25 protein-coding genes are annotated in these 24391 nt (G+C 72.7%); 13 read left to right on the top strand and 12 right to left on the bottom strand.

Going from position 1 to position 24391, the window contains the following annotated elements; genetic code table 11:
* Window positions 1–41: 41 nt before the first annotated feature.
* A complete protein-coding gene (locus AC07GB_RS13540) occupies window positions 42–611 on the top strand; it encodes a GNAT family N-acetyltransferase (RefSeq protein ID WP_478844751.1) in 570 nt (189 codons plus the stop codon).
* Window positions 612–732: 121 nt separating this feature from the next.
* Here the strand turns inward: AC07GB_RS13540 and AC07GB_RS13535 are convergent, their stop codons facing one another.
* The 5 genes from AC07GB_RS13535 to AC07GB_RS13515 all read right to left on the bottom strand — a co-directional run bounded on the left by AC07GB_RS13535 (window position 733) and on the right by AC07GB_RS13515 (window position 7404).
* Entirely contained in the window at window positions 733–1284 is a 552-nt protein-coding gene (locus AC07GB_RS13535; RefSeq protein ID WP_478844749.1) for a hypothetical protein, read from the bottom strand.
* 137 nt (window positions 1285–1421) lie between these two features.
* Window positions 1422–2432 carry an aldo/keto reductase gene (locus tag AC07GB_RS13530; RefSeq protein ID WP_478844747.1) on the bottom strand — a complete coding sequence of 337 codons (1011 nt, stop codon included), beginning with the start codon at window positions 2430–2432 and terminating at the stop codon, window positions 1422–1424.
* Window positions 2433–2719: 287 nt separating this feature from the next.
* Entirely contained in the window at window positions 2720–4171 is a 1452-nt protein-coding gene (locus AC07GB_RS13525; RefSeq protein ID WP_478844745.1) for an amidase, read from the bottom strand.
* A gap of 125 nt (window positions 4172–4296) precedes the next feature.
* Window positions 4297–6705, bottom strand: a complete 2409-nt coding sequence (locus AC07GB_RS13520) for a penicillin acylase family protein (RefSeq protein ID WP_478844743.1) — start codon at window positions 6703–6705, stop codon at window positions 4297–4299.
* 291 nt (window positions 6706–6996) lie between these two features.
* Entirely contained in the window at window positions 6997–7404 is a 408-nt protein-coding gene (locus tag AC07GB_RS13515; protein ID WP_478844741.1) for a hypothetical protein, read from the bottom strand.
* Window positions 7405–7548: 144 nt separating this feature from the next.
* On the opposite strand from AC07GB_RS13515, the gene AC07GB_RS13510 reads away from it, so the two are divergent.
* From AC07GB_RS13510 to AC07GB_RS13490, 5 genes are all read left to right on the top strand, one after another.
* Window positions 7549–9777 (top strand): helix-turn-helix domain-containing protein, encoded by a 2229-nt coding sequence (locus AC07GB_RS13510; protein ID WP_478844739.1) that lies wholly within the window; start codon window positions 7549–7551, stop codon window positions 9775–9777.
* Between the two features lie 128 nt (window positions 9778–9905).
* Window positions 9906–10637, top strand: coding sequence for a VOC family protein (locus tag AC07GB_RS13505; protein WP_478844737.1), 732 nt, complete (start codon window positions 9906–9908; stop codon window positions 10635–10637).
* Between the two features lie 95 nt (window positions 10638–10732).
* Entirely contained in the window at window positions 10733–11269 is a 537-nt protein-coding gene (locus AC07GB_RS13500) for a hypothetical protein (RefSeq protein WP_478844735.1), read from the top strand.
* Window positions 11270–11271: 2 nt separating this feature from the next.
* On the top strand, window positions 11272–12483 hold the full coding sequence (locus tag AC07GB_RS13495) for a sensor histidine kinase (RefSeq protein WP_478844733.1): 1212 nt from the start codon (window positions 11272–11274) through the stop codon (window positions 12481–12483).
* The gene (locus AC07GB_RS13490; RefSeq protein WP_478844731.1) at window positions 12480–13145 is read left to right on the top strand and encodes a response regulator; all 666 of its coding nucleotides are present in this window, start codon (window positions 12480–12482) and stop codon (window positions 13143–13145) included. The genes AC07GB_RS13495 and AC07GB_RS13490 overlap by 4 nt, the downstream gene beginning before the upstream one ends.
* A 33-nt stretch (window positions 13146–13178) precedes the next feature.
* Here the strand turns inward: AC07GB_RS13490 and AC07GB_RS13485 are convergent, their stop codons facing one another.
* Entirely contained in the window at window positions 13179–13496 is a 318-nt protein-coding gene (locus tag AC07GB_RS13485) for a hypothetical protein (protein ID WP_478844729.1), read from the bottom strand.
* Between the two features lie 115 nt (window positions 13497–13611).
* Between AC07GB_RS13485 and AC07GB_RS13480 the strand changes: the two genes are divergently transcribed.
* Window positions 13612–15120, top strand: coding sequence for an acyl-CoA synthetase (locus AC07GB_RS13480; protein ID WP_478844727.1), 1509 nt, complete (start codon window positions 13612–13614; stop codon window positions 15118–15120).
* Window positions 15121–15287: 167 nt separating this feature from the next.
* Window positions 15288–15635 (top strand): SCO0607 family lipoprotein, encoded by a 348-nt coding sequence (locus AC07GB_RS13475; RefSeq protein WP_478844725.1) that lies wholly within the window; start codon window positions 15288–15290, stop codon window positions 15633–15635.
* Window positions 15636–15716: 81 nt separating this feature from the next.
* Here the strand turns inward: AC07GB_RS13475 and AC07GB_RS13470 are convergent, their stop codons facing one another.
* Window positions 15717–16052 carry a cupin domain-containing protein gene (locus AC07GB_RS13470; protein WP_478844723.1) on the bottom strand — a complete coding sequence of 112 codons (336 nt, stop codon included), beginning with the start codon at window positions 16050–16052 and terminating at the stop codon, window positions 15717–15719.
* 71 nt (window positions 16053–16123) lie between these two features.
* On the opposite strand from AC07GB_RS13470, the gene AC07GB_RS13465 reads away from it, so the two are divergent.
* Both AC07GB_RS13465 and AC07GB_RS13460 read left to right on the top strand, forming a co-directional pair.
* Complete coding sequence (locus tag AC07GB_RS13465) at window positions 16124–17059, top strand: GlxA family transcriptional regulator (protein ID WP_478844721.1); 936 nt, start codon at window positions 16124–16126, stop codon at window positions 17057–17059.
* A 29-nt stretch (window positions 17060–17088) separates the two neighbouring features.
* Window positions 17089–17868, top strand: coding sequence for an alpha/beta fold hydrolase (locus AC07GB_RS13460; protein WP_478844719.1), 780 nt, complete (start codon window positions 17089–17091; stop codon window positions 17866–17868).
* 33 nt (window positions 17869–17901) lie between these two features.
* Here the strand turns inward: AC07GB_RS13460 and paaK are convergent, their stop codons facing one another.
* The 4 genes from paaK to AC07GB_RS13440 form a co-directional block, all read right to left on the bottom strand.
* Window positions 17902–19203, bottom strand: coding sequence for a phenylacetate--CoA ligase PaaK (paaK, locus tag AC07GB_RS13455; RefSeq protein ID WP_478844717.1), 1302 nt, complete (start codon window positions 19201–19203; stop codon window positions 17902–17904).
* Between the two features lie 147 nt (window positions 19204–19350).
* Window positions 19351–20169: an SAM-dependent methyltransferase gene (locus tag AC07GB_RS13450; protein ID WP_478844715.1), complete on the bottom strand. Its 819-nt coding sequence runs from the start codon at window positions 20167–20169 to the stop codon at window positions 19351–19353.
* A 130-nt stretch (window positions 20170–20299) separates the two neighbouring features.
* Window positions 20300–20512: a DUF397 domain-containing protein gene (locus AC07GB_RS13445; protein ID WP_478844853.1), complete on the bottom strand. Its 213-nt coding sequence runs from the start codon at window positions 20510–20512 to the stop codon at window positions 20300–20302.
* A gap of 21 nt (window positions 20513–20533) precedes the next feature.
* On the bottom strand, window positions 20534–21409 hold the full coding sequence (locus tag AC07GB_RS13440) for a helix-turn-helix domain-containing protein (RefSeq protein WP_478844713.1): 876 nt from the start codon (window positions 21407–21409) through the stop codon (window positions 20534–20536).
* A 419-nt stretch (window positions 21410–21828) separates the two neighbouring features.
* On the opposite strand from AC07GB_RS13440, the gene AC07GB_RS13435 reads away from it, so the two are divergent.
* Complete coding sequence (locus tag AC07GB_RS13435; RefSeq protein ID WP_478844711.1) at window positions 21829–22302, top strand: ATP-binding protein; 474 nt, start codon at window positions 21829–21831, stop codon at window positions 22300–22302.
* A gap of 62 nt (window positions 22303–22364) precedes the next feature.
* Window positions 22365–23108, top strand: coding sequence for a hypothetical protein (locus AC07GB_RS13430; protein ID WP_478844709.1), 744 nt, complete (start codon window positions 22365–22367; stop codon window positions 23106–23108).
* A 21-nt stretch (window positions 23109–23129) separates the two neighbouring features.
* Here AC07GB_RS13430 and AC07GB_RS13425 read toward each other — a convergent pair whose 3' ends face one another.
* On the bottom strand, window positions 23130–23621 hold the full coding sequence (locus tag AC07GB_RS13425; RefSeq protein WP_478844707.1) for a GNAT family N-acetyltransferase: 492 nt from the start codon (window positions 23619–23621) through the stop codon (window positions 23130–23132).
* A 233-nt stretch (window positions 23622–23854) separates the two neighbouring features.
* Here AC07GB_RS13425 and AC07GB_RS13420 point away from each other — a divergent pair, with 233 nt between their 5' ends.
* Window positions 23855–24379: a hypothetical protein gene (locus AC07GB_RS13420; protein WP_478844705.1), complete on the top strand. Its 525-nt coding sequence runs from the start codon at window positions 23855–23857 to the stop codon at window positions 24377–24379.
* Window positions 24380–24391: the final 12 nt, after the last annotated feature.

Raw genomic sequence — 24391 nt, 5'->3', positions numbered from 1 at the left:
TGAGTCACCTCCGGTGAAGCGCTGTTGAGATACTGGGCGCCATGTCCCAAGTGATCTTGCGTACCGAACGGGTCCAGCTGGTCCCGCTGTCCGATGAGCATGTCGAGCATCAGGTCGAGCTGGACGCCGACCCTGAGGTGATGCGCTATCTGGGCGGGGTCCGCAGCCGTGAACAGGTGGTGGGGACGGCGCACCGCCTGGCCCTGGAGGACGCGAAGCGGGGCGCTGGTCTGGGGTACTGGGCCGGTTTCGTCGGGGGAGACTTCGCCGGCTACTGGATTCTGCGTCCGCCGGGGTCCGCCGACGAGGAACCGGCCGCGGGGCAGGCCGAGCTGGGCTACCGGCTGCTGCGCCGCTACTGGCGACAAGGGCTCGCCAGCGAGGGTTCGGCCGAGCTGGTCCGGCACGGCTTCGAGGACCTCGGTCTTTCCCGGATCTGCGCCATGACCTCGGCGGGCAACGCCGCCTCACGGGCGACGATGGCCGCCGTCGGGCTGCGGCACGTGCGCGACTTCGACGCGGACGCCAGTTGGTTCCCGCCGGGGACCGACCTCCGTTCCGTCGAGTACGCGCTCACTCGGGAGGAGTGGCGCGAGAGCCGGGGCGCGTGAGGCGCGGGCCGGGGCGCGTGAGGCGCGTTCTGCTGTGAGCGCGGGGCGCGTCCGGCGCCGCCGCCGTGTCCAGGTCGCCGCACCGGAGGCCCTTTCCGGTGCGGCGACCTCGGGGCCCCGGTCAGGGCTGAGAGCGTCGACGCTGGTGGTAGGCGTAGGTGAGGCCGAGCAGCAGCGGTCCCCACAGGTTCATCAGCCCGCTCACCACCATGGCGAGCACGTCCCAGCCGGCGTCGTAGGGCCAGGCCTGGGGCCCGCCGGTGACGGCTTCACAGAGCCAGTGGACCCCGAGAGCGGTGAAGAAGAGTCCGCCGAGGGCGGCGGGGACGATCGCGGCGGCGGGCGGAACGCGGCGTCCGCCGATGCGGGGCATCCAGTGCGGCACGGTTTCGCCCCAGTGGCGGACGAGCCCGAAGCTCAGCAGGGCGAGCAGTTCGGTGAGGAGCGTCAGGCCGAAGACGTAGGGGACGTTGTACCAGGCAGGGGGGAGCGGCTCGCCGCCCATGCCGTGCCCGAAGGCGATGGGCAGCCGCCAGATCCCGACCGGCAGCACCACCAGCGGGATGGTGTGCGCGACCCGCTCCGCCCAGACGGGCACGGCGAGCGCGGTCGTGCCGTGCCCCGCGGAAGCGGACGGCACGGGGGCGGGGCGCGAAGGCGTCGTGGTGGTCATGGCTCCACCCTGCCGGGATCCACCTCACGTCGGGTCACCCCGGGGGCGGGACCTCCTCCGTCGCACGGCGGAGGCCCCGCGGGGCCTCAAGGGCGACACGGCCCGCCGCGCGGCGGTGCGCCGGCGCCGTGTGCCGGTCAGGCGCCGTGGGGGAGCGGGGCGCCCGGGCTGACCAGGCCGGTCTCGCGGAGTTCCGCCCAGAACGCGGCCGGGATGTCCTCGTGGAGGGCGGCCAAGTCCTCGGCGATGCGGCTGGGGCGGGTGGCCCCGGGGATGACGGCGGCGGTGGCCGGGTGGGCGAGGGAGAACTGGAGGGCCGCGGCCTTGATGCCGACGCCGTGCCGCTCGGCGAGGGCCTTGAGCTTGCCGACGCGCTCGACGATCTCGGCCGGGGCCTGCTGGTACTCGAAGTGGGTGCCGCCGGCGAGGATCCCGGAGCTGTAGGGGCCGCCCACGACCATGTCGACACCCTGCTCCTGGGCCGCGGGCAGCAGCCGCTGCAAGGCGTGCTCGTGGTCGAGGAGGGTGTAGCGCCCGGCGAGGAGGAAGCCGTCGGGGCGGGGCTCGTCGAGGTCGAGGGTCAGCTCGATGGGTTCGGTGCGGTTGACGCCCAGGCCCCAGGCCTTGATGACGCCCTCGTCGCGCAGCCGGGACAGGACGCGGAAGGCGCCGGTGCGGGCCTCCTCGAACTTCTGGAGCCACTGGTCGCCGTGGAAGTCCTGGGCGATGTCGTGGACCCAGACGATGTCGAGCCGGTCGGTGCCGAGGCGCTTGAGGCTGCCTTCGATGGAACGCTCGGTGGCTTCGGCGGTCCATTCGTGGACGACCTTGTTCGGGTTGCCGTGCTCGAACAGGCCGCCCTTCTCGCCGAAGTCGGGTACGTCGGTCTCGTGCTCGTCGAGGATGACGCGCCCGACCTTGCTGGACAGGACGTAGGAGTCGCGCGGCTCGGTCGCCAGGACCTCGCCGAGCCGCTCCTCGGCCAGACCGGCGCCGTAGAAGGGGGCGGTGTCGTAGAAGCGGATGCCCTGGTCCCAGGCCGCTTCGACGGTGGCGCGGGCCTGGTCGTCGGGGATCGCCCGGAACATGTTGCCGAGCGGGGCCGTGCCGAAGCCGAGTCGGCCGGGGAGGATCTCGCGGAGTGACATAGGGGTGCCTTCGCGGGGTGTGGGTGGGTGTCCGTGAGCGCGACGACGGCTCCGTCGGGGGGCCGGGGCGCGGAGGAAGGGGGAACCACCGGAGCTGTGCGCACGCCCGCATCGAGCATTAGATGCAGACGCGCCTTACAGGCGTTAACAATAGTTGCAGGCGCGGGCTAATGCAAGAAGTGCCGATGGTGCGGGAGCGCCCCCGGGCACCCGGGCCCGCCGGGAGCCCCCCCCCCCGGGGCACCCGGGCCCGCCTGGCGCGCTCCCCGCACCAGGGGTGTTACGCCCTACCTCGGCGCCTGAAAGCCCCCGATCTCCCGCTCCAGCAGCTCCGCGAGCCGCAGCGGGGTGCGGTCCTCGAACATCGGGCCGATGAGCTGCACCCCTACCGGCAGGCCCTCGGGTGAGAGGCCCGTCGGCACAGCGGTGGCAGGCAGGCCGGGCATGGTGGCCACCCCGGCCCAGGCGAGCTGGTCGAAGTACGGGTACGCGACACCGTCGATGTCGAGAAGGCGCTCCCTCGGATCAGGGTGGTGGTCGTGCGGGAACGCGGGAGTGGGCGAGATCGGACACACCACGGCGTCGAACTCGGCGAAGAGCTGCCGCCAGCCGTGGCGGTGCAGCTCGCGCCGGCCGTTCGCCTCCATCCAGTCGTGGTGGTGGAACAGCATGGCGCGCAGCCGCGTCGCGTCGAGGCTCCGGTCGTCCGCGCTCAGTCCGGCGGCGCGGGCCCGCAGCTGCTCGTACGGTTCGACGGGGAAGCGCGCGACGGAGCTGGAGAACAGCAACTGCGTGTAGAGTCTCGCGGCCTCGGCCAGGTCGGGAAGGAGCGGGCTGTGCCGCTCGACCCGGGCGCCGACGGCGACCAGCGCATCGGCCACCCGGTGCACGCCCGCCAGCACGGCGGACCCGGTCGGGATGTACGGGTGCTGGTCGAGGACGAGGACCCGGAAGTCGCGGAGCCGCTCGTGACGCGCGGGCGGCAGCGCCAACGTGTGCGCCACACCGAACGTCAGCGGGTCCGGCCCGGCCATCACGTCGAGCAGGAGCGTGAGATCGCGGGCACTGCGCGCCATCGGGCCGACGACGGCGAGGTCGGCTTCGGTCGGCAGGGCCGGCGCGGGCGGCGGCACCATGCCGCGCATGGCCGCGAGGCCGAGCGTCGGCTTGTGGGCGTAGACGCCGCAGAAATGCGCGGGAGTGCGCAGGGAACCGGCGATGTCGGAGCCTATGGACAGCGCCCCGAATCCGGACGCCAGGGCCGCCGCGGATCCGCCGGACGAACCCCCCGAGGTGCGACTGTGATCCCACGGATTACAGGTGGTGCCGTAGATCTCGTTGAAACTCTGCACGTCTTGCAGTCCCACGGGCACATTCGTCTTGCCGAGCACCACCGCGCCCGCGGCCTTGAGCCGCGACACCTGCACCGCGTCCTCGGGCGGGAAGAAATCCCGGTGCTGAGACAGGCCCCAGGTCGTGGGAAGCCCGGCCATGTTGTAGGACTCCTTGACCGTCACCGGAACGCCGAGCAGCGGCCGGTCCTCACCGCGGGCGCGCGCCTGGTCAGCGGCGCGCGCCGCGGCGCGAGCGCGGTCGAAATCCGGAAAGCAGATCGCGTTGACGGCCTTGTCGTCCCGCTCGATGCGGGCGATCGCCTCGTCCGTCAGTTCTTTCGATGTCACTTCACGGGCACGCAAGGCAGCCGTGAGTTCTTCAGCCGTCGCACTGTTCCATTCCATGAATCGACCGTAACGACCTGTCGAAGAAGCCATAAAACGCCGCTTCACGCAATGAGTTGGAAGGTCACCTTTCCCTTGTGCGGAGAGAAGGCCGCTGCCCCTGAGAAACACCGAAAAGGGGACTCTCAGCGCTCGCGCACCTTCACCACCTTCAGGCCGGGCGCTTTGCGGATGTCCCGCTCGCAGAACCGCGACGTCACCCAGCGCTCGGCGGAGTACAGACGTGTCTGGTCGCTGTGGTGCGGCGAGCGGGGGTTCGACGACTGGGAGTAGGCAAGGAGCGTCCGGGCCCGCGGGCAGCGGGAGTCGTCCCAGCCGACGGCCTGGATGTGGCTGGAGCCGCTGCCTACCTCCGCGTACCCGCCCGCCGCGGGGTTCCAGCGCCCCTCGATCTTGTTCCACACGCCGAGGGACTCCGTGCCGCCGTGGATCGGCAGGCGCTTGCCGTTCCGTACGACGAACTGGTGGTCACCGAGCCGCGCGTCGAGCGGGACGCCCGCGCCGCGCAGCTCCGCCACCGCATCGGCGAGCGCGGTGGCGAAACCCGGCGCTTCGGTGTTGAGGGAACGGGGAGTGCGGACCGGGTCGGAGACGCTGAAGGGCACCTTCCACAGCTGCGCGCCCGGCACCTTCGCGATCAGGGCGCGCCAGAAGCGGTCGAAGAGCAGCGCGCCCCGCGACCCGGAGTTCGTCGTGCGGTCCCAGGCCTTGAGCACGTCACAGGCCTCGCGCACGTCGACGGCCGTGCCGTCGCTGCCCGTCGCCGACCCCGGGGGAAGGGCCGCGCAGGCGCGTGCGGCGTCGGCGGCGGCCAGGTCACCGGCGGGCGCCCGGTTCGCGAACTGCTGCCGCTGGAGGTCCTCGACCGTCAGACCGCCGCGCCGGGCAAGCGCGGAGACGTCCTCGACGGCACCGCGCGTACGCATCGAGCGCTCGGTGCCGATGGTGCCGAAGATCCGCTCGTAACCGGTGAGGGGCCGGTCGGCGTTGGACAGCCAGGCGCTGTCGTTGGAGTTCGACGCGTACGGGGCGTCCTTCAGGGTGGGCATGCGCGCCGGGCCGAACGTGCCGGGCTGGAGAGCGTCGTCGTCCGAGCCGAGCGCGCAGTCGCCCCGGGAGCCGTCCAGGACCGCCACGCCCGCCGCCGGATACGTCAGCTTGCCGAGCGGGGTCGAGCAGCGCGCGGCGAGGTCGTCCGTGACGCGCGGCAGGATCTGTGACTGGGTGAGCAGCGAGTGCCCGGCGCGGTCCGCGGCCACGGTGTTGACCCACGGCAGCCCCTGCGTGTCACGCAGCGCGCGCAGGACGCCCTTGACCGAACGGGCCTTGCCCAGGCGCAGGCCGGCGTCACCGGCGCGCAGCTGCGCCGCGTTGGGGTCGTTCAGCGCGTAGGCGGTCCTGGCCGTCCAGGGCAGGGGCAGCTGGGGGCCGAGCGCGGTGACGACCGGTCCGTAACGCGTCCACCACTGTGTGCGGGTGACCTGGGCGCCTCCCCGCACGGCCACGGTCACTGTCCGCCGCGTCATCCGCTTCCGCTCGCCGTCGACGAGGTACGCGGTCGGATCGGCGGGGTCGAGCGTCAGCTCGTGCACGGTGAACGGGACGCCGGTCGCGACGGTGTGGCTCCACGCCACGTGGCTGTTGAAGCCGATGTTGACGACGGGCGTGCCGAGCAGGGCCGCGCCCGAGACGTTCAACTCGCCCGGGATGGTCTGCTGGAGCTGCGTGAAGCGGCGGCTGCCGTGCCAGGGGTAGTGCGGGTTGCCGAGCAGCAGGCCCCGGCCGCCCGCGGTGGTCCTGCCGCTGAAGGCCACGGCGTTGGAGCCCATGTCGGCGCCCTCGGGCGCGAGCGTCCGGCGCGCCGCCTCCGCGGTCCCGCGCGGGTCGGGGGAGCGGCGCCTCTCGCCGGGGCCGGGCGGGCGCGCCCCGGTGATCCCGTCGACGACGCGGCCCTGCCCGCCGAGGACCGACACCGCGTGACCGAGGCGGGCCGCGTCCAGGGCGGACGCCGGACGCACCCAGTCGGCCTTCGCGCAGGCCGGGTCCGTGACGCGGTTCTGCCGCAGCCACGCGTTGTATCCCGCGGCGAAGCCCCGCATCAGGTCCTTGGCGGCCCGGCTCGGGCCGCGCGGCGCGGGCTGCTTCAGGAGCTTCTCGACCGTGCCCGCCTGCCGTACGCCCCGGAAGTACAGGTCGCTCGCCAGGTTCGTGGTCGCCGACGACAGTCCGCCACCCGGGTCGGCCTCCGGCCCGAAGTACCGCGAGCGCTCCCCGCGTACGGTGGTGAAGCCCTGGGCGAGCACGCACACCTGCTCCGCTGCCTGGGCCCAGCCCGTGCCGAAGCCGAGGTCCGCGTAGCCCTTGGCGAGGACGTGCGGGACGCCGTACTCGGTGAAGCGGATGGTGGCGGACAGGCCGCCGCCCGAGAGCCGCCGCCCGTCGTCCGGCGTGGCCGCCGCCGTGGCCGGCAGCAGGGCCACGCCGGTGAGGAGTGCCGTTCCCCACGCCACGAACGGTCTGGTACGCATGCGCATCGTGCCTCCCAACTACGGTGAGAGCAGTGGCCGTTGGAGCGTACCAACCGGTACGTAACATGTCTGGAGGGCGTACGGCGAGCGTTCCGCGGGGCGTGCGTCCTGTCGCTGCTGTCGCTGCTGTCGGGCAATGCCGCAGCGGCCGACGGATCCGGCGCGCGGCCCTCCGCCCACCACCGGTCCCCGGCTGGATATTCGGTGACGGCTCAAGTAGGGGTGCTGTAGGGTCCCTTCCCCGCACGCGCCCCGGCCTCCGTCGCCGGCGCCGCACCTCGGGGCGAGGGCCGGGCGTCAGCTCAGCAAGGGCAGGACGAGGGCGAGCACGATGAACGTACTGGTGAACGCGGTGGCCGCCGAGGCCAGTCGCTTCGGCCCGCTCAGCGCGGCAGCGGGCGGACCGCCGGCCTGCGCGGGGGCCGGACCGGTGACGTCGTACGCCACGAACCCGAGGAACAGCGCGAGGGCGACGGTGACGACCGTGACCGCGACGCGGGCGGCCCGGGGAGGCCCGTCCCCGAGTTCAAGGGTCGCGGCGACCGTGCACACGTCGGTGATCACGGCCATCGCGGAGGCCCCGGCCGCACCCCAGGCCCCGGCGCGGCCGGCCCCGTCCGTCAGGGCGAGCCGGAAGGCGACGCGCGCGCAGGCCGCGGCGGCAAGGGCCGTGCACCCCAGGAGCACGGCGACGACGACGGACACGGGGACCCCCTCGGGGCGAAGCGCCTCGCGGACACGACGAGAGGACAGGGCTGACGGCGGAGTCCCCTCACGCCACTGTCCCAGAGTTTCTGAGACAATGGAAACAACGCAGTTGAACGGTGATGGCGGGGGTGGTGATCCGACATGACGACGCGTCGCGCCGGGCGTCCCATGGCCGCGCTGCGTCCGGACCTCCCGCCCGCGCTGCGCTCCTTCGTCGTCGAACTGCGGCGCCGTCGCGCCGAGTCGGGCCTCACCCTGCGCGAGCTGGCCGGAGCCACCGGACTGAGCCCGGCCTCGCTGTCGCGGGTGTTCAACGGCGAGCGTCTCGTCGGCGAATCCGACCTGCGCCTCCTGGCCTCCTCGTTCGGTCTGACCGAGGACGACACGAAGGCGCTGGAACTCCGCTTGCGGCAGGCCCACTCCGAGGACCGGCCGACGACAGGCGGCCAGGGGGCCGGAGCGAGCGACCTGCACGACCATCTGCTGGTGCTGCACGAGGAGTCCGGGCTCAGCCTGCGCGAGATCGCCCAGCGCCTGGAGGACGCCGGAAGTCCCCTGGGGAAGTCCACGATCGAGCGCGCGCTCCGCAGCCCCGCTCCCACGCTGCCGCACGCCTTGCAGGTGGCCGAGGTCCTGATCGGCACGCTGCCGGACGCCGAACGCGAGCCCGCCACCCAGGGAGTGCTCTGGGCCGCCCGCGCCGCCCTCGCCCCACCTGCCGTGCGGGACGACGCCCCGCACGCCGCACGGCCGATCAGCCGGTGGAACGCGCTCGACCTGGCGGTCCACCCGGCGGGCACGGCCGCCGGACAGACGCTGCCGGGATACGTCCCGCGCGCCCACGACCGGTCCCTGGCCCGCGTGGTGTCGGCCGCCGCCGAGGGCACCAGCGGCATGGCGGTCCTCGTCGGGTCCTCCTCCACGGGCAAGACCCGTGCCTGCTGGGAAGCGGTCAAGCCGCTCGCGCCGAAGGGCTGGCGCCTGTGGCACCCGCTCGATCCCACGCGGGCCGACGCGGCACTGCGCGGTCTCGACGACGTACGGCCCCAAACGGTGGTGTGGCTCGACGAGACGCAGCACTACCTCGGCCAGCCCCGCCTCGGCGAGCGGCTCGCGGCCGCGCTGCACGACCTGCTCGTACGGCCCGAGCGCGGCCCGGTCCTCGTCCTCGGCACCCTGTGGCCGGAGTACGCGGACCAGTACTCCCTCCCGCCCGCGCCCGGCGCGCCCGACCCGCACCCACGAGCCCGCGAGGTACTCGCCGGACGCCTCATCCCCGTCCCCGACGCCTTCGACCAGGACGCGCTGAGATCCGCGGGCGCCCTGGCGCGGCACGGCGACGCGGCCCTCGCGGAGGCCCTCGCCTGGAGCAGTTCCGGGCGCGTGCCCCAGTTCCTCGCCGGCGGCCCGGAACTCCTGCGCCGCTACACCACGTCCACCCCGGCCGCGCGGGCCGTCCTGGACGCCGCGATCGACGCCCGCCGGTACGGCGCGGGCGCCGCGCTGCCGCTCTCCTTCCTCACCGAAGCCGCGGCCGGCTACCTCACCGACTCCGAGTACGACGGCCTCAGCGGCGACTGGGCCGCGGACGCGCTCGCCGAAGCCACCGCGCCGGTCCACGGCCGCATGGCACCTCTGCGACCGCTGCGGCCGGGCCCCGCGCGGGAGCGAGGAGACGCGCGGGCCCCCGCCCGCCGGGCGTTCCGAGTCGCCGACTACCTCGTACAGTTCGGCCGCGCCTCACGCAGGACGCGCTTCCCGCCCTCCTCCTTCTGGTACGCGGCGTACGCACACCTGCCGGCCCGGGACCTCTTCGTCCTGTCCACGGCGGCCTTCAGGAGTGCTCGGCTGGAGTGGGCGAACCAACTGATCCGCCGTGCGGCCGAGTTGGGCGGCGCCGTCGGCGGAGGCACGGCCGCCCTCTACTCGAAAGCCGCCCTGACGGAGCGTGCGGGCGACCACGAAGGCGCCGAGCAGCTGTACCAGCAGGCCGCCGAAGCCGGGGACCCGCTGGCCCTGTTCCGACTGGCACAGGCCTACGAACGCGCGGGCGACGCGGACGGCGTCGAACGCCTGGCCCGAGGCGCGGCGGACGCCGAGGGATTCCTCCCCCTCACGGACGCGAGTGCGCGCGAGCGCGGAGGCTCCGAGCTTCTGTATCGCCGAGCCGCCGAGGCCGGAGACCCCCACGCCCTCTTCCGCCTCGTCCGGATGCGCGAGCGGGACGGTGACCTGGAGGGCGCCGAGCACGCGGCCCTGAAGGCCGCTGACGCCGGTTACGCCTGGCTGTTCAACTTCCCTGCGCGATGGCCCGACGGTCTGGACGCCGAGGGCAGGATCACGCCTCCTCCTCCGCAGCCCGACGACTGAGAGTCAGGCGCCATGACGGCCGCTGGAGGGCACGGAAACCAGCGTGACGGCCGCCTGGAGGGCACGGAAACCAGCGCCCCACGCGCACCCTGGCGGGACCTGATCACCACAGGCCTATGATCACCGGCATGGCGACACGACTCGTTCAGATTTCGATGCAGGCGCGGGACAATTCCGCGGTCGGGCGGTTCTGGGCCGACGCACTCGGCTGGAAGGTCACCGGCGACAAGGGCGCCGAGACCAACGTCGAACCCGAGGGCTTCTCCTACCCCGGCGCTGCCGCCGTCTGCGTCGACGTCATCGGGGTCCCGGAGCCCAAGACGGTCAAGAACCGCGTGCACGTCGACCTCGCCACCACCTCCGCGGCCCACCAGGCGGAACTGGTCGCACGCCTGACGGCCCTCGGAGCGACGCCCGCCGACGTGGGCCAGGGCGACGTCCCCTGGACGGTCCTCGCCGACCCGGAGGGCAACGAGTTCTGCGTCCTCGAACCCCGGGAGACCTACCGGGACACCGGGCCGATGGCCGCGGTGGTGGTCGACTGCGCGGACCCCCGCGCCATGGCCCGGTTCTGGGGCGAGGCGATGGACTGGACCGTGCACGAGGTGACCGACGACATCGCGGTGCTGCGCTCCGCCGAAGGGGTCGGCCCCTACCTCGAGTTCCTCCGCTCGTCCGCCGCGAAGACCGTGTGGAACCGCGTCCACCTCGACCTCCGCCCGTACGCCGGTGACGACCAGGCGGCGGAGGTGACCCGGCTCCAGGCCCTCGGCGCCACGCCCTTGGACGTGGGTGACACGCCGTGGACGGTCCTCGCCGACCCCGAGGGCAACGAGTTCTGCGTCCTCACGCCGCTCTGACGCGGCAGGGTGGAGTCGGCGAGGGGCTGATCTCCACCTCCGATTCCACCCCTGGGTCCAGGCGTTCCGGGCCGCCTCGCAGCAGCCTTGAGGGCATGACGACAACTGAGTGGATCACCGACATCGCCCTCGTCCTCGTCGTCTTCCGGCAGCTGCGGGAAGACCGACTCGACCTCAAGACCTTCCTGGTCCCCCTGGGAATCGTGGCCTTCGTGGCCTATTCGTACCTGGACTCCATCCCCACCGCGGGCCATGACCTGGTGCTGATCGCGGCCCTGATGGGCGTGGGCGCCGCCCTCGGCATCGCCGGCGGTGTCCACACCCGGATCCGCACCCTCGACGGACACCTCCTGATCAAGGCGGGGGCGGTCTCGGCGATCCTGTGGGTGGTGGGTATGGGCGCCCGGATGGGGTTCCAACTGTGGGTCGAGCACGGCGGAGGCGCCGACGACGTGGCCCGGTTCAGCCTCGCGCACCACATCACGAGCGAGCAGGCCTGGGTGACGGCGTTCGTGCTGATGGCACTCACCGAAGTGGTGACGCGCGTGGCCACGATCTTCATACGGAGCCGGACCCGGAGCCTGCCCCGGACAGTGGCCCACCCCGTGCCCGCCACCGACCGCACGGCCTGACCATGCAGTATGTTCTGCCCGTGTCCGCCATGCCGAGTTCCCCGAAGCCCCAGCAGGCCGCGGACCAGGAGGCGGGCCCGCGGCCGGTTCCCGGGCAGGACCCGCGTGTGCAGTGGGCCGTGAGCCTCGCCGTCATCGCCGTCGGGGTCCTGACCATCCGGCCCATGGGCCTCAGCGGCCGGGGCCTGGCCGTCGCCGCCCTCTTCGTGGTCAACGCGGTGGCGCTGCTGGCCCGGCGCCTGCCCGAGCACAAGGTTCCCCAGCACCTCGCCCTCGTCTGGCTGTCGCTCGGCATCGTCGCGGCGGCCGCCCTGATCGGCACCAGCAGCAGCGGCACGGGCTACCTCTTCGCCTTCTTCCTAGCCGGCCACATCGGGTACCGGCTCGACACCAGGCCGGCCCTCGTGCTCGCGGGGAGCTGCGGCCTGCTCTGCGGCGGCGTCCTGTACTTCCACCTCGGCCCGGGCCACCACCTGCTGCCCTGGACGCTCGGACTCACCACCGGCACCCCGGTCCTGATCGGCATCATCAACCGCAGTCAGCGCCGGGCCGTACGGGCGGCGATCGAAGCGGCGGAGTCCGCCGAGCGCGCCGCCCGGGCCGAGGCCCGCACCGCCGTACTGACCGAGCGCGGCCGCATCGCCCGGGACGTGCACGACGTCCTGGCGCACTCGTTGGCCGGGATCAACATGCAGTTGGAACTGGCCGACGCACTCCTCGAAACCGGCGACCTGGACCGGGTACGGGAGGCCAACGACAAGGCCCACGACCTGGTCAAAGAGAGCCTGAAGCAGGCGCAGTGGACCGTGCGCGCGCTCCGCGAGGACGCCCTGCCGCTCCTGGAGAGCCTGACCGCGATGCTCGCGTCGACGGGCCATCGCGAGGTGCTCGCCGTCACCGGGACCGTCCGCGAGGTCCCGGCCCAGGTGACACAGAATCTGCTGCGGATCGCCCAGGAGGCGCTGACCAACGCCGCCCGGCACGCGCCCGGGGGAGAGGTCGGGGTGGAGCTGGAGTTCACCGCCTCCGCGACCACGCTGAGAGTCCGCAACCGTCCCGCCACCCGTAAGGTGAGCGTGGATGTCGGCAGCGGGATGGGACTGATCGGAATGCGCGAGCGGGTCGCCCTGCTGGGCGGGACGGTCACCGCGGGCCCGGTCACCGACGGGCCGTATCAAGGCGGCTGGCAAGTGGAGGCAGTGATCCCGGGATGAGTGAACCGACGCAGGAGCCGCAGCGGTTGAGGGTGGTCGTCGCCGACGACCAGGCCGCCGTCCGCGAGCCGCTCGCCGCCGTACTCGGCCTGTCCGAGGACATCGACGTCGTCGCGGCCGCCGAGAACGGGAGCGAGGTGCTGACGGCCGTCGCGGCCGGACCGGTGGACGTGGTCCTGATGGACCTGCGCATGCCCGTCATGGACGGCATCGAGGCGACCCGCCGGCTGAGCGAGGAGCACCCGGAGGTGGCGGTGGTCGTCCTCACCACCTTCGCCGACGACGACTCGATCCTGGGTGCGCTCGGCGCGGGAGCCCGCGGCTACCTCACCAAGAACGCGGGACGCCAGGACATCACCCGTGCGCTCCGGGCCGCCGCAGCGGGGCAGTCCGTACTCGACCGCGAGGTCCAGGACCGGCTGCTCGCCACCGTCAGGACCAAGGCGCCGACGCGGGGAGAGACCCTGCCCGACGACCTCACCCCCCGTGAGCGGGAGGTCCTCACACTGATCGGCCAGGGCCTGCCCAACCGGGGCATCGCCGAGAAGCTCTTCATCAGCGAGGCCACGGTCAAGACCCACATCAACAACCTGTTCGCCAAGGCGGGCATCCGTGACCGCGCCGACGCCGTCCGCCGCGCCATCGAGGCCGGCCTGGCCTGACAGCCCCCTCAAGGGCCCTCGGCCGCCGGTGACTTACGGCTCGTACAGAGGCAGGAAGTGGATGACGGCCTCCTCGTACGGGTGGGCGGCGCGGACCGCTTCCTGCACGGCGCGGGCCTGGTCCACCTCGCAGACCGATTCGATCCGGCACTCCTCACCGTGCCGTACGGCGCCCACCTCCCCGTCGTACGGCTGTGATCCGGGCAGCGGCTGCCAGGTGCCGGTCACCTTCCACGCGCTGGAACAGCGCGCGTACGCGCCGACCCGCCCGGCTCCCGCCGCGTGGAGAGCGTCGACCACCCTCTCCACATGCGTCTCGGGAACGGATATCTCGATCTTCAGTCGCGCCATGATCGGGACCCTAACAACCCGCGCGATCAGCGCTTTCCCCTCACCTCGCGCGAACGCGCGGCTTGTGCGCCGCCGTTGCCTTGACCGCCGCTCCGACAGCCCGCAGGATCACGCCATGACGGGTGTCCGCAGCAGCACGGTCGACGGAGTCCTGCGGCGCAGCGCGCGCCGCACACCGGAGCGCACCGCCCTGCGCTACGGCGAGCGCGTATGGACGTACGCCGAACTCGACGACGCCGTCTCCCGCGCCGCACGGGTCCTCAGCGGGAGCGGCCTGCGCAGGGGCGACCGCGTCGCGGCGTACGCGCACAACTCCGACGCCTACCTCATCGGCTTCCTGGCCTGCTCACGGGCGGGCTTCGTGCACGTGCCGGTCAACCAGAACCTCACCGGCGACGACCTGGCGTACATCGTCGGGCAGTCCGGGAGCGCGCTGGTCCTCGCCGACCCGGACCTCGCGCCCCGGCTCCCGGACACCGTGCGCGCGCTGCCCCTGCGCGACACCGCCGACTCGCTGCTCACCCGGCTCGCCGCCGTGCCGCCGTACGACGGTGAGGAGCCGGACACCCACGACCTCGCGCAACTGCTGTACACCTCGGGCACGACCGCCCGCCCCAAGGGCGCCATGATGAGCCACAGCGCCCTCGTCCACGAGTACGTCAGCGCGGTGCACGCCCTGGACCTGAAGGCCTCCGACCGGCCGCTGCACTCCTTGCCGCTGTACCACTCCGCGCAGATGCACGTGTTCCTGCTGCCGTACCTGGCGGTGGGCGCCGAGAACACGATCCTCGACGGGCCCGACGCCGCGCGGATCCTCGACCTCGTGTCGGCGGGGCGCGCCGACAGCCTGTTCGCGCCGCCCACCGTGTGGATCGGCCTCTCCCAGCACCCCGACTTCGCGACCCGTGACCTGAGCGCGCTGCGCAAGGCCTACTACGGTGCCTCGATCATGCCGGTGCCGGTCCTCGAGCGGCTGCGGGAGCGGCTGCCGGGACTCGCCTTCCACAACTGCTTCGGCCAGAGCGAGATCGGCCCGCTCGCCACGGTCCTCGGGCCCGACGAGCACGAGGGGCGGATGGACTCCTGCGGGCGGCCGGTGCTCTTCGTGGAGGCCAAGGTCGTGGACGGCTCCGGCAAGGAGGTGCCCGACGGCACGCAGGGCGAAGTCGTCTACCGCTCGCCGCAGTTGTGCGACGGCTACTGGGACGAGCCGGAGGAGACCGCGGCGGCCTTCCGCGGCGGCTGGTTCCACTCCGGCGACCTGGCCGTGCGCGACGCGGAAGGCTACTTCACGGTCGTCGACCGCGTGAAGGACGTCATCAACTCCGGCGGGGTGCTGGTCGCCTCACGCCAGGTCGAGGAGGCCCTCTACACCCACCCCGCCGTCGCCGAGGTGGCGGTGATCGGTCTGCCCGACGCGCGCTGGATCGAGGCCGTGACGGCCGTCGTCGTCCCGGCCCGCGACAAGGCGGCGGTCACCGAGGCGGAACTCATCGCCCACGCCCGGGAGAAGCTCCCCGGGTTCAAGGCGCCCAAGCGGCTCCTGTTCGTGGAGGAGCTGCCCCGCAACGCCAGCGGCAAGATCCTGAAGCGGGAGTTGCGGGACCGGTTCTCGGACGGCTGACCCGTCGGCACGCGAACGGGCCGACCGCCAGGGTGTGCCCTTCGGGATGTGCCGGCCGAGCGTGTTCAGCGGATCGCAGGGCACCGGTCTGAGTACGCGTACTCAGGACCGGGCGCTCACCACCGACCACAGTGGAGGGCAGACCGGACAAGTAACAGGAGACCACCATGCCCTCCAGCACCAGCCGCCCGCGCACCGCCTCCCGCGCCTCCCGCCGGCACGCCCGCACGGCCGCGGTCGCCGCCCTCACGGGAGCCGCCGCGGTCGTCGCGCTCAGCGGTTGTTCCGGTCTCTCCTTGAGGGAAGACATCTGCGGCGGTGGCGAGTACCCCGTCATGACCATCGGAGGGACCGGCTCCGCGTGCGTCGAGGACGGCAAGAAGGCGCCGAAGGGGTACACGCGTTACCCCGAGGGCAAGGTGCCGCGGAAGGTCGACGACAAGTGGGACGTGTACTGGCGCACCCACACTGTCGACAAGAAGGGCGCCATCATCGACGCGCCGGACGGGGAGTGAGCCGTCCGGTCCCGCGTGCCACGTGGCCGCCCGGCGACGGCCGCCCCGGGACGGTCGGCCCGGTCATCCGGGCGGAGGCCCCTACCCCTCCGGATAGAACACGAACAGCGTGCAGCCGGTGGTGGTCGAGGGAACGTGCCACGAACCGGCCGGGGCGTGCAGGAAGGTTCCGGGCGGGTAGTCGCGCGCTCCGTCGTTGAAGGTGCCCGCGACGACGTAGACCTCCTCCGGGCCGGGCTCGTGGACATCGCGGTGCGGCCAGGAGGTGCCCGCGTCCATCTCCAGGATGCTGGCGTGCGCGCCGGTCGGCCCGCGCCACAGGGGACGTACGCGGATCCCGGGGAACAGCTCACGGACCGGGGACGCGTCGACTGAGACGGAGGTGTAGCCCTCTTGCTCGAGTATCTCGGTGTGCATGCCCGCAACACTGCCGTGCGGGGCCAGGGGAGGGCAGAGTCCGTCATGACGTCATGGGGTACTTTCGTGCCATGCATCGCGTGGTGGCACTGGTGAGGCCGGTGCAGTCCGTGTTCGAACTCGGCTGCGCCGTCGAGGTCTTCGGCACCCAGCGGCCGGGAGTGCCGCGGCACTACGCGTTCGAGACGTGCACGGAGGCGCCCGGCCCGGTGCCCACCACCGGCGGGTACGCGATGTCCGTGACGCGGGGGCTGTCGGCGGTCGAGGACGCGGACACCGTGATCATCCCGGGATGGCTGCCCGTGGAGGAGCCTCTCTCCGACCCCGTGCGTAAGGCACTGCTGCGGGCGCACGAGCGCGGGGCGCGGCTCGTCACGATCTGCTCCGGGGTGTTCGCGCTGGCCCGTACCGGACTGCTGGACGGCCGCTCGGCCACCACGCACTGGGCGCGCGCCGAACAGCTGCGGCGTGAGTTCCCCCGGGTGCGCGTGGAGCCGGACAGGCTGTACGTGGACCACGGCGACGTCGCCACCAGCGCCGGCGCGGGCGCGGGCTTCGACCTGTGCCTGCACCTCGTACGCAACGACCACGGAGCCGCGTACGCCGCCCTGCTCGCCCGGCACATGGTGCTGCCGCCGCACCGCGAGGGCGGCCAGGCCCAGTACGCGCCGCCCCCTCAGCCCCAGGACGCGCTCGACGGCCTGCTCGGGTGGGCCGAGGACCGCCTCGGGACCCCCTTGACGGTGGACGACCTGGCCGCACGCCTCGGCGTCTCGCCCCGGACCCTGGCCCGGCGCTTCGCCGACCAGCTCGGCACCAGCCCGGGCGCCTGGCTGCTCTCCCGGCGCGTGGCCGCGGCACGCGCCCTCCTGGAGGACACGGACCTGCCGGTCGAGGCGATCGCGACCCGCGTCGGCCTCTCCTCCGCCGTCAACCTGCGCCGCCGCTTCCGCGCCCGGACGGGCACGACCCCGGGCGCCTACCGCCGAGCGTTCCGGGTCCCATGACCCACCGCCCTGGCGGGCAACAAACCTCTGTGACCGTTGAATCCTGTGCCATAGGTGTTGTACGCGGCTCCGACGGACGCCGCTTGTGCTACCGCGACTACGGCGGCCCGGGGCCGGCCCTGCTCGCCTTGCACGGCCACTTCGGCGACGGCCTCACCTTCGCCCCCCTGGCGCGGGCGCTGGCCGGTCGATGGCGCCTCGTCGCGCTCGACCAGCGCGGGCACGGCCGCTCGGACCGGGCCGCGGACTACTCCCGGCGCGGCTACGTCGACGACGCCGCGGCGGTCCTGGAGCACCTGGGTCTTACGGACACCGTCGTGCTCGGCCACTCGCTCGGCGGAGTCAACGCCTATCAACTGGCCGCCTGGCACCCCCATCTGGTGCGCGCCCTCGTCGTCGAGGACATCGGAGCCGAGCCCGCCGGGGACCTGTCCTTCTGCCTGGACTGGCCACACCGGGCGCCCTCCCGGGACGCCCTGATGGAGGCGCTGGGCGCGTCGGCTCCGTACGTGGCCGGTGCGGTGCGTGAGTACTCCGACGGCTGGGGACTCGCCTTTTGCCCGGCGGACATGGTCGCCTCCCAGGAGGCGGTGAACGGCGACCACTGGGACGACTGGCTCGGCAGCGACTGCCCCGCCCTGTTGGTCCGAGGGCGCCGCAGCCGCGTTCTGGACGCCGCGCAGGCGCGGGCCATGGCTCGGCGGCGGGCGCGGGTCCAGCTCGTGGAGCTGAGCACCGGGCATACGGTGCACGAGACCGACCCGCAGGGGTTCGCCGAGGCCGTGCGCGCGTTCCTGGCGGAGCTGTGACAGGGCGCGCGGGCCCTGTCGGCCGACCCGGCGTCAGGGCTTGCGGTTGCGGAGGTCCACGATCCGCTTCACCTTGCCCACCGACCGCTCGATCGACTCCGGTTCCACGACCTCCGCCGAGATCGAGACGCCGATGGAGTCCTTCACCGCCGACTCGACCTCGCGGGCAGCGGTGACGCGGCGTCCGCGCGGCGTGTCCACGCGGGACTCCACGCGCACCGTGAGGGCGTCCATGCGGCCCTCCCTGGTGAGGCAGAGCTGGAAGTGCGGGGCGAGGCCGGGCGTGCGCAGGATGATCTCCTCGATCTGCGTGGGGAAGAGGTTCACACCACGCAGGATGACCATGTCGTCGCAGCGGCCCGTCACCTTCTCCATGCGGCGGAAGACCCGGGCCGTGCCCGGAAGCAGACGCGTCAGGTCGCGGGTGCGGTAGCGGATGACGGGCATGGCCTCCTTGGTGAGCGAGGTGAAGACCAGCTCGCCCAGCTCACCGTCGGGCAGCACCTCGCCGGTGATCGGGTCCACCACTTCCGGGTAGAAGTGGTCCTCCCAGATGTGGAGCCCGTCCTTCGTCTCGACGCACTCCTGCGCGACCCCGGGGCCGATCACCTCCGAGAGGCCGTATATGTCCACGGCGTCGATGGCGAAGCGCTCCTCGATCTCGCACCGCATCTCCTCCGTCCACGGCTCCGCGCCGAAGATGCCGACCTGGAGCGATGTGCTGCGCGGGTCGATGCCCTGCCGCTCGAACTCCTCAAGGAGCGTCAGCATGTACGTCGGGGTCACCATGATGATCTCGGGGCGGAGGTCGAGGATCAGCTGCACCTGACGCGCGGTCATGCCGCCGGACGCGGGGATCACCGTGCAGCCGAGCCGCTCCGCGCCGTAGTGCGCGCCGAGCCCGCCGGTGAACAGGCCGTACCCGTAGGCCACATGGACCTTGTGCCCGGGCCGCCCGCCCGCCGCCCGGATGGAGCGGGCCACGACGTCCGCCCACATCGACAGGTCCTGCTCGGTGTAGCCCACGAGGGTGGGGCGGCCCGTGGTGCCGCTGGAGGCGTGCAGACGACGCAGCTCCGACTGCTCGACGGCGAACATCCCGAAGGGATAGTTGGCCCGCAGGTCCGCCTTCGTGGTGAAGGGGAAGCGGGCCAGGTCGGCCAGCGTATGGCAGTCGTCGGGGCTGAGCCCCGCCGCGTCGAACGCGGCCCGGTAGTGGGGAACGTTCTCGTACGCGTGCAGCAAGGTGTCCTGAAGGCGCTCGAGCTGCAACGCTTCGAGCTCCTCACGACCGAGCCGCTCCGCGGCGTCCAGGAGTGCCGGTGTACGCGCCATGGGCGGATACCCCCGTCCGAGCCGGGCGGCCGAGCAATCGGCCGATCTTGTTTCGGGGTCAGTAATTCAAGGTTTCATGGCTTGCGGCAAGGGTCTCGCACCCCGTGCCGCGGCCGCAGCAGCGGGCGCCGCGCGCCCGGCGGGAAACTAGGGTTTGCGGGCGACCGCGCCGTACATGGCGATGTCCTCGTCCTTGATCGTTTCACCCTCCGTGCCGTCCGGGCGCCACTTGTGGACCTGCACGATCCCGGGCTCCACCAGGTCCAGGCCCTCGAAGAACCGCGCGGCCTCGGCCCGGGTCCGCAGCCGCATGGGCAGGCCCCGGGCGGCGTACTCGCGCGCCACCCGCGCCACGTCTTCCGGCGCGAAGTCGGCGGTGCCGACGGACATCGCCAGATAGCTGCCCGACGGCAGGGGCTCCAGGAGGCGCTTGACGATGCCGGTGGCGTCGTGCTCGTCGAGGAGGAAGTGCACGATCGCGATGATCGTGAGGGCGACCGGCTCGCCGAGGTCCAGCGTCCCGCGCAGCTCGGGCGCGTCCAGGATCGTGTCCGGGTCGAGCATGTCGGCCTCGATGTACGAGGTCACGCCCTCGGTGGTGCTGGCGAGCAGCCCCTGGGACAGGGTGAGCACGATGGGGTCGTTGTCGACGTACACGACCCGGGACGCCGGGGCGACCGACTGGGCGATCTCATGGAGGTTCGGCGAGGTCGGGATGCCGGTCCCGATGTCGAGGAACTGCCGGATCCCCGCCTCCCGCGCCAGATACGACACGGCGCGGTTCATGAAGTCGCGGTTGGCCCGCATGTGGACGGGGAGGGCGGGCCACTCCTGGGCCATCACGTCCCCGGCCTCCTTGTCCGCGGGGTAGTAGTCCTTGCCGCCGAGTATGTAGTCGTAGATGCGCGCGGAGTGCGCGCTGGCGGTGTCGATCCGGTCGGCCGGCCATCCGTCGTCGTGCGACACGGCCCCTCCTGTCAGTCGTGATCTCGCTATGCGGTGACCTGGGCGGTCAGCTGTGCGGTGAACCGTTTCGCGGGAGCGGCCGGGGCCGCGCGCGGAAGCGGGGAAGACCTGGGGCCCGAGGGCCCCTGAGCTAGCAGAGGAAGTCGGCGTCGCCCGCCTTCACGCTCGCGAGGAAGCGCGCCACTTCACGAGGGGTGAGGATCAGCGCGGGCCCCGCGGGGTCGGTCGACTGGCGCAGCGCCACGCGCCCGTCGACGAGCTTCTTCGCCTCGAGGCAGGCGCCTCCGGCGTCGTCGCTCCAGGGCTTGCGCCAGCCGTGGGCGCCGAGTTCACGGGAAGGCATGCCGTTGCGTATGGGGTGCACTCACAGCTCCTTACGGATCGCGCCGAGCAGGGCCTCGGTCTTCCTGGCGGGCGCCGCCTGGGCGCCCAACCGGTCCAGGGCCTCGCGGTAGACCACCACGTCGTCGCCCTTGTCGAGATACACGGCCCCGACCAGGCCGTTGACGTAGACGATGTCGGGCAGTTCGGGGGCCTTGAACCGAAAGATGTGGAACGCCCCCGCCCGCATGGCCGGGTGCGGGCCGTTCTTGAAGGGCATGATCTGCAAGGTCACGTGCGGCTGCGCCGTCACGGCGATCAGATGGTCGATCTGCGCGCGCATCACGGCGCTGCCGCCGACCGGCCAGCGCAGCACGGTCTCGTCCATCACGACCCACAGATGCGGGGGAGAGGGACGGGTCAGCAGTCCTTGACGCTCCATGCGCAGGGCGACCTGGCGCTCGGTGACCTCGTCCGAGGCGTGCGGATTGCCCGCGCTCAGCAGGGCCCGGGCATAGTCCTCGGTCTGCAACAGGCCGTGGACGAACTGCGACTCATAGGCACGGATCTGGTGGGCGGCCTGCTCCAGGCTGAGGTACGCGGCGAACCAGTCGGGCATCACGTCGCGGTAGGAGTGCCACCAGCCGCGCTGGTTGGCCTCGCGGACCGACTGGAGGAACGTGTCGATCTCGTGCTCGTCCGCGACGCCGTACGTCCGCAGCAGCTTCTCCACGTCGGAGAGCCGCAGCCGCGCCACCTTGGCGGCTTCGAGGCGCCTGATGGTCGAGTGACTGACGCCGATCGCCTCGCCCGCCTGCTCGTACGTCAGGCCCGCGCGCGACCGCAGGGCCTCGAGGCGCTTGCCGAGGATCATGCGCAGGACCGAGGGGGCGCCGCCCCACGCCGTTTGCGCTGTCATGCCCCACCTCCCCGCATCCGTCCGCATCCGTCCGCGCAGCTGTCCGCGTTCGCGCGCGCCGAGGGCGTCGCCCTGGTGCCGCGCTCGCAGTCTGTCACGATCATCGGCCGATGTGAGCAGGATGCGCGTGACGAATTGAAAATTTCAACTCAGCGGTTGCAGTTCGCTCTTCACAGGTGTCACAGTGGTCCGGCTGTCACAGGAGCACCAAAGAGCCGTGATCATCACGGAGTTGACAGCCCGTCATGGCCGCACGGACCCCCTCGGGGCCAGGCCGTGACCCGCCCGCGACGGCGCCGGTCCGGCACCACCGCATCGGCGGCCCGACGGTGGGCGGAGGGCGAGCACGCACGCGTCGTCACGCCGTGGTGCGTGGCGGACACCGTCGGTCAGGCGACGGCGAACGAAAGGCGACCCACGTGGTTTCCCCCACCCACCCCACGCCTTCGGATCTCGTGCCCGGGCCGCTGCCCGCGCACCGGTCGACCATATTCCGTTTACCGGCCGCCGCCGCTTCCGTACGGGCGGCCCGCACGCACGTACGCGAGCGGACGACCGAGTGGGGCATCGCCCTGGACGTCGGTGACGACGCGGTCCTCCTGATCTCCGAACTCGTCACCAACGCGATCGCGCACGCCTTCGGCGACCATGTGGTGTGCCGCCTGCGCGTGACCGGGCAGCGGCTGCGGATCGAGGTCGAGGACCAGGCCCGCGGGGACACGGTCCCCGCGCGGCGCGCACCGGACCCCGACCGGGAGAGCGGCCGGGGACTCGCGCTGGTGGACGCGCTGGCCAGGGACTGGGGCGTCGCGCGGGCCGGGGGCGGTTCCGGCCAGGTCGTGTGGGCCGAGCTGGCGCCGGTGGCACCGGACTTCGGCGACGCGGACGCCTGAGGGACACGAAGGGGGCCGGCCCGCGCCTGGCACGCGCGCGCCGGTGCCCCTAGGTTTTCCCCGTGGACGCGCTCACCTGGATCTCGGCGGCCGTGGCACTGGCCAGCGCGGTGACGACCGCGTTCCTCGGCTACTGGCAGCAGCGGCGGGTGGCCGCCGCCGAGCGGCTCAACTACATGAACCAGTACGGCGCGTCGCTCGCCTGGGCGGCTTTCGACCTCCAGAGCCGCCTGTACAACATCCTCCGCGGCCGATACCTGAGCGTTTTCCTCGTCCGGGGGACGGAGAAGGACGCGGAACTCGTCCGGCGCAGCACCGTGTTCGTCCTCGCCGAGTACCTGGGCTGGGTCGAGATCCTCCGGCGCGACGTGCAGTTCCTCGACCTCGGCGGCCACGGACCCAACCGCGAGGTCATGACGCGGCTTTCCGGCATCGCCGAGACCCTCAACAGGTCCACGGGCCACCACGACGAGCTGCGCCTGTTCCGCGTCCAGCAGCGCGCCATCGGCAGCGTCATGATCCACCCGGAGAGCGAGCCCGGCCGCCGGCGCTGCCTCGACTACGCCGAGTTCTGCGCGCGCCTCGACGGCGACGAGCACTTCAGGTCGTGGTTCAGGGACGCGCTGGCCGACGTGGACACGATCGCCGCGGACGGCGCCCCCTCCGCGCCGCGCCTGCGGGCCTTGCAGCGTCAACTGGTGGAACTCATCGACCTGCTCGACCCGGACGCCGAGCGGTTCCCGCAGTTCCACCGCCAGGTGTACCCGGACGACGAGGGGAGTACGGACCCGTCGGACGTGTGGTGACCGGCGCGCCTGGTGTCGGCCTCAGGCCGGCGCCGCGGTCTCCTCCGGCGCCAGGGGGCTCCTGAAGACCTGCCGGGAGCCGCCCTCCGGGCCCGGCTCGGCGGCCTCACCCGGGGTGAAGCCGAGACGGACGTAGAAGTCGCGCGCGCCGCTGGTGACGGCGCCCGGGTGATCGGCGCCGAAGGTGATCACCTCGATGGTGCCGGGCCCCGGTCCGAACCGGCGCCTGGCCTCCGCCATCAACGCTTGGCCCACGCCCCGGCCACGGGCCTCCTCGGAGATGACGAGCCAGTGGACGTGGTAGGTCGGGGCGCTCCCGCCGAACAGCAGCCCGCCCAGGAGCCCCGACCCCGAGGGCGCGGGGGCGACGAGGGCGGAGGCCTCGCCGATGTGCTCCTTCACGGCACGGTGGAAGCCCGGTTCCGCCACCATCGGGCCGAACCAGTGCTCCACTTGGGCCGCCAGGCCGATGAAGCCGGGGAAGTCGTTCTCTGTCGCGAGTCTGACGATCATCCGGACATTTTCACAGCCGCCCGCGGGCAGACCGCGGCCGGGGGAGCGGGGCGGGCCCCGCCGTACGCCTGGCCTGATAGGAGCGGGCCGGGGAGACGTACGGTGACACGAGCCGGGAAGCTCCACCAAGGGGCTCAGATTCCGTACGCCGGTCGCGCACGGTGCTGCGGCCCGCACGGTGGGGTGGGACCCTTTCGGCACGCGGCGTACGCACGGCTGTCCAGGGGGATGCGATGCGGACAGGACGACACCTCAGGGGCACGGGCGCGGTGGGCTTCCTGGTGGCGCTGGTGGTCTGCGGCGCGGCGGCCTGCGGCGGTGGGGGAGCGGCCCCGCCGGACCAGCCGGGCGGCACCGACCGCACCGACCGCCCGTCGTTCCCGCTCACCTCATCGCCCGCCGGGGACGCGAGCGCGGCCGTGCCCGGCGCTTCCGGCGATGGCGACCACGGCGGAGCCGGAGCGGGGGGCGCGGGCGACCGCGGTGGCCACGAGGGCGGGGACGACATCCCACCGGCCTCCGCGCCGCCCGTCGCGCCGGGCAGCGATGGCGCGATCAGCGGGATCGGGGTGCATCCCGGCGGAGAAATCGGCGGCGTCGACAGCAGCAGCCCCACCGTCGACGGGACGACGGGCAGCACGTCGAGTTCCCCGCCGCCACCGTGCGGCGGCTCCGCCGACGAAGCGAGCCCCTGCGCCCCGTCGTCCATGCCCCGGGCCTCCGAGGCGGCACCGCCCACCGCGGGCGAAGAGCCCTGAGCCGCCAGACCC

It is taken from the genome of Streptomyces sp. NPDC045778 (assembly GCF_056431945.1).
Note: the sequence above shows the minus strand (reverse complement) of the source record. Positions and strands in the feature narration are given on the sequence as shown.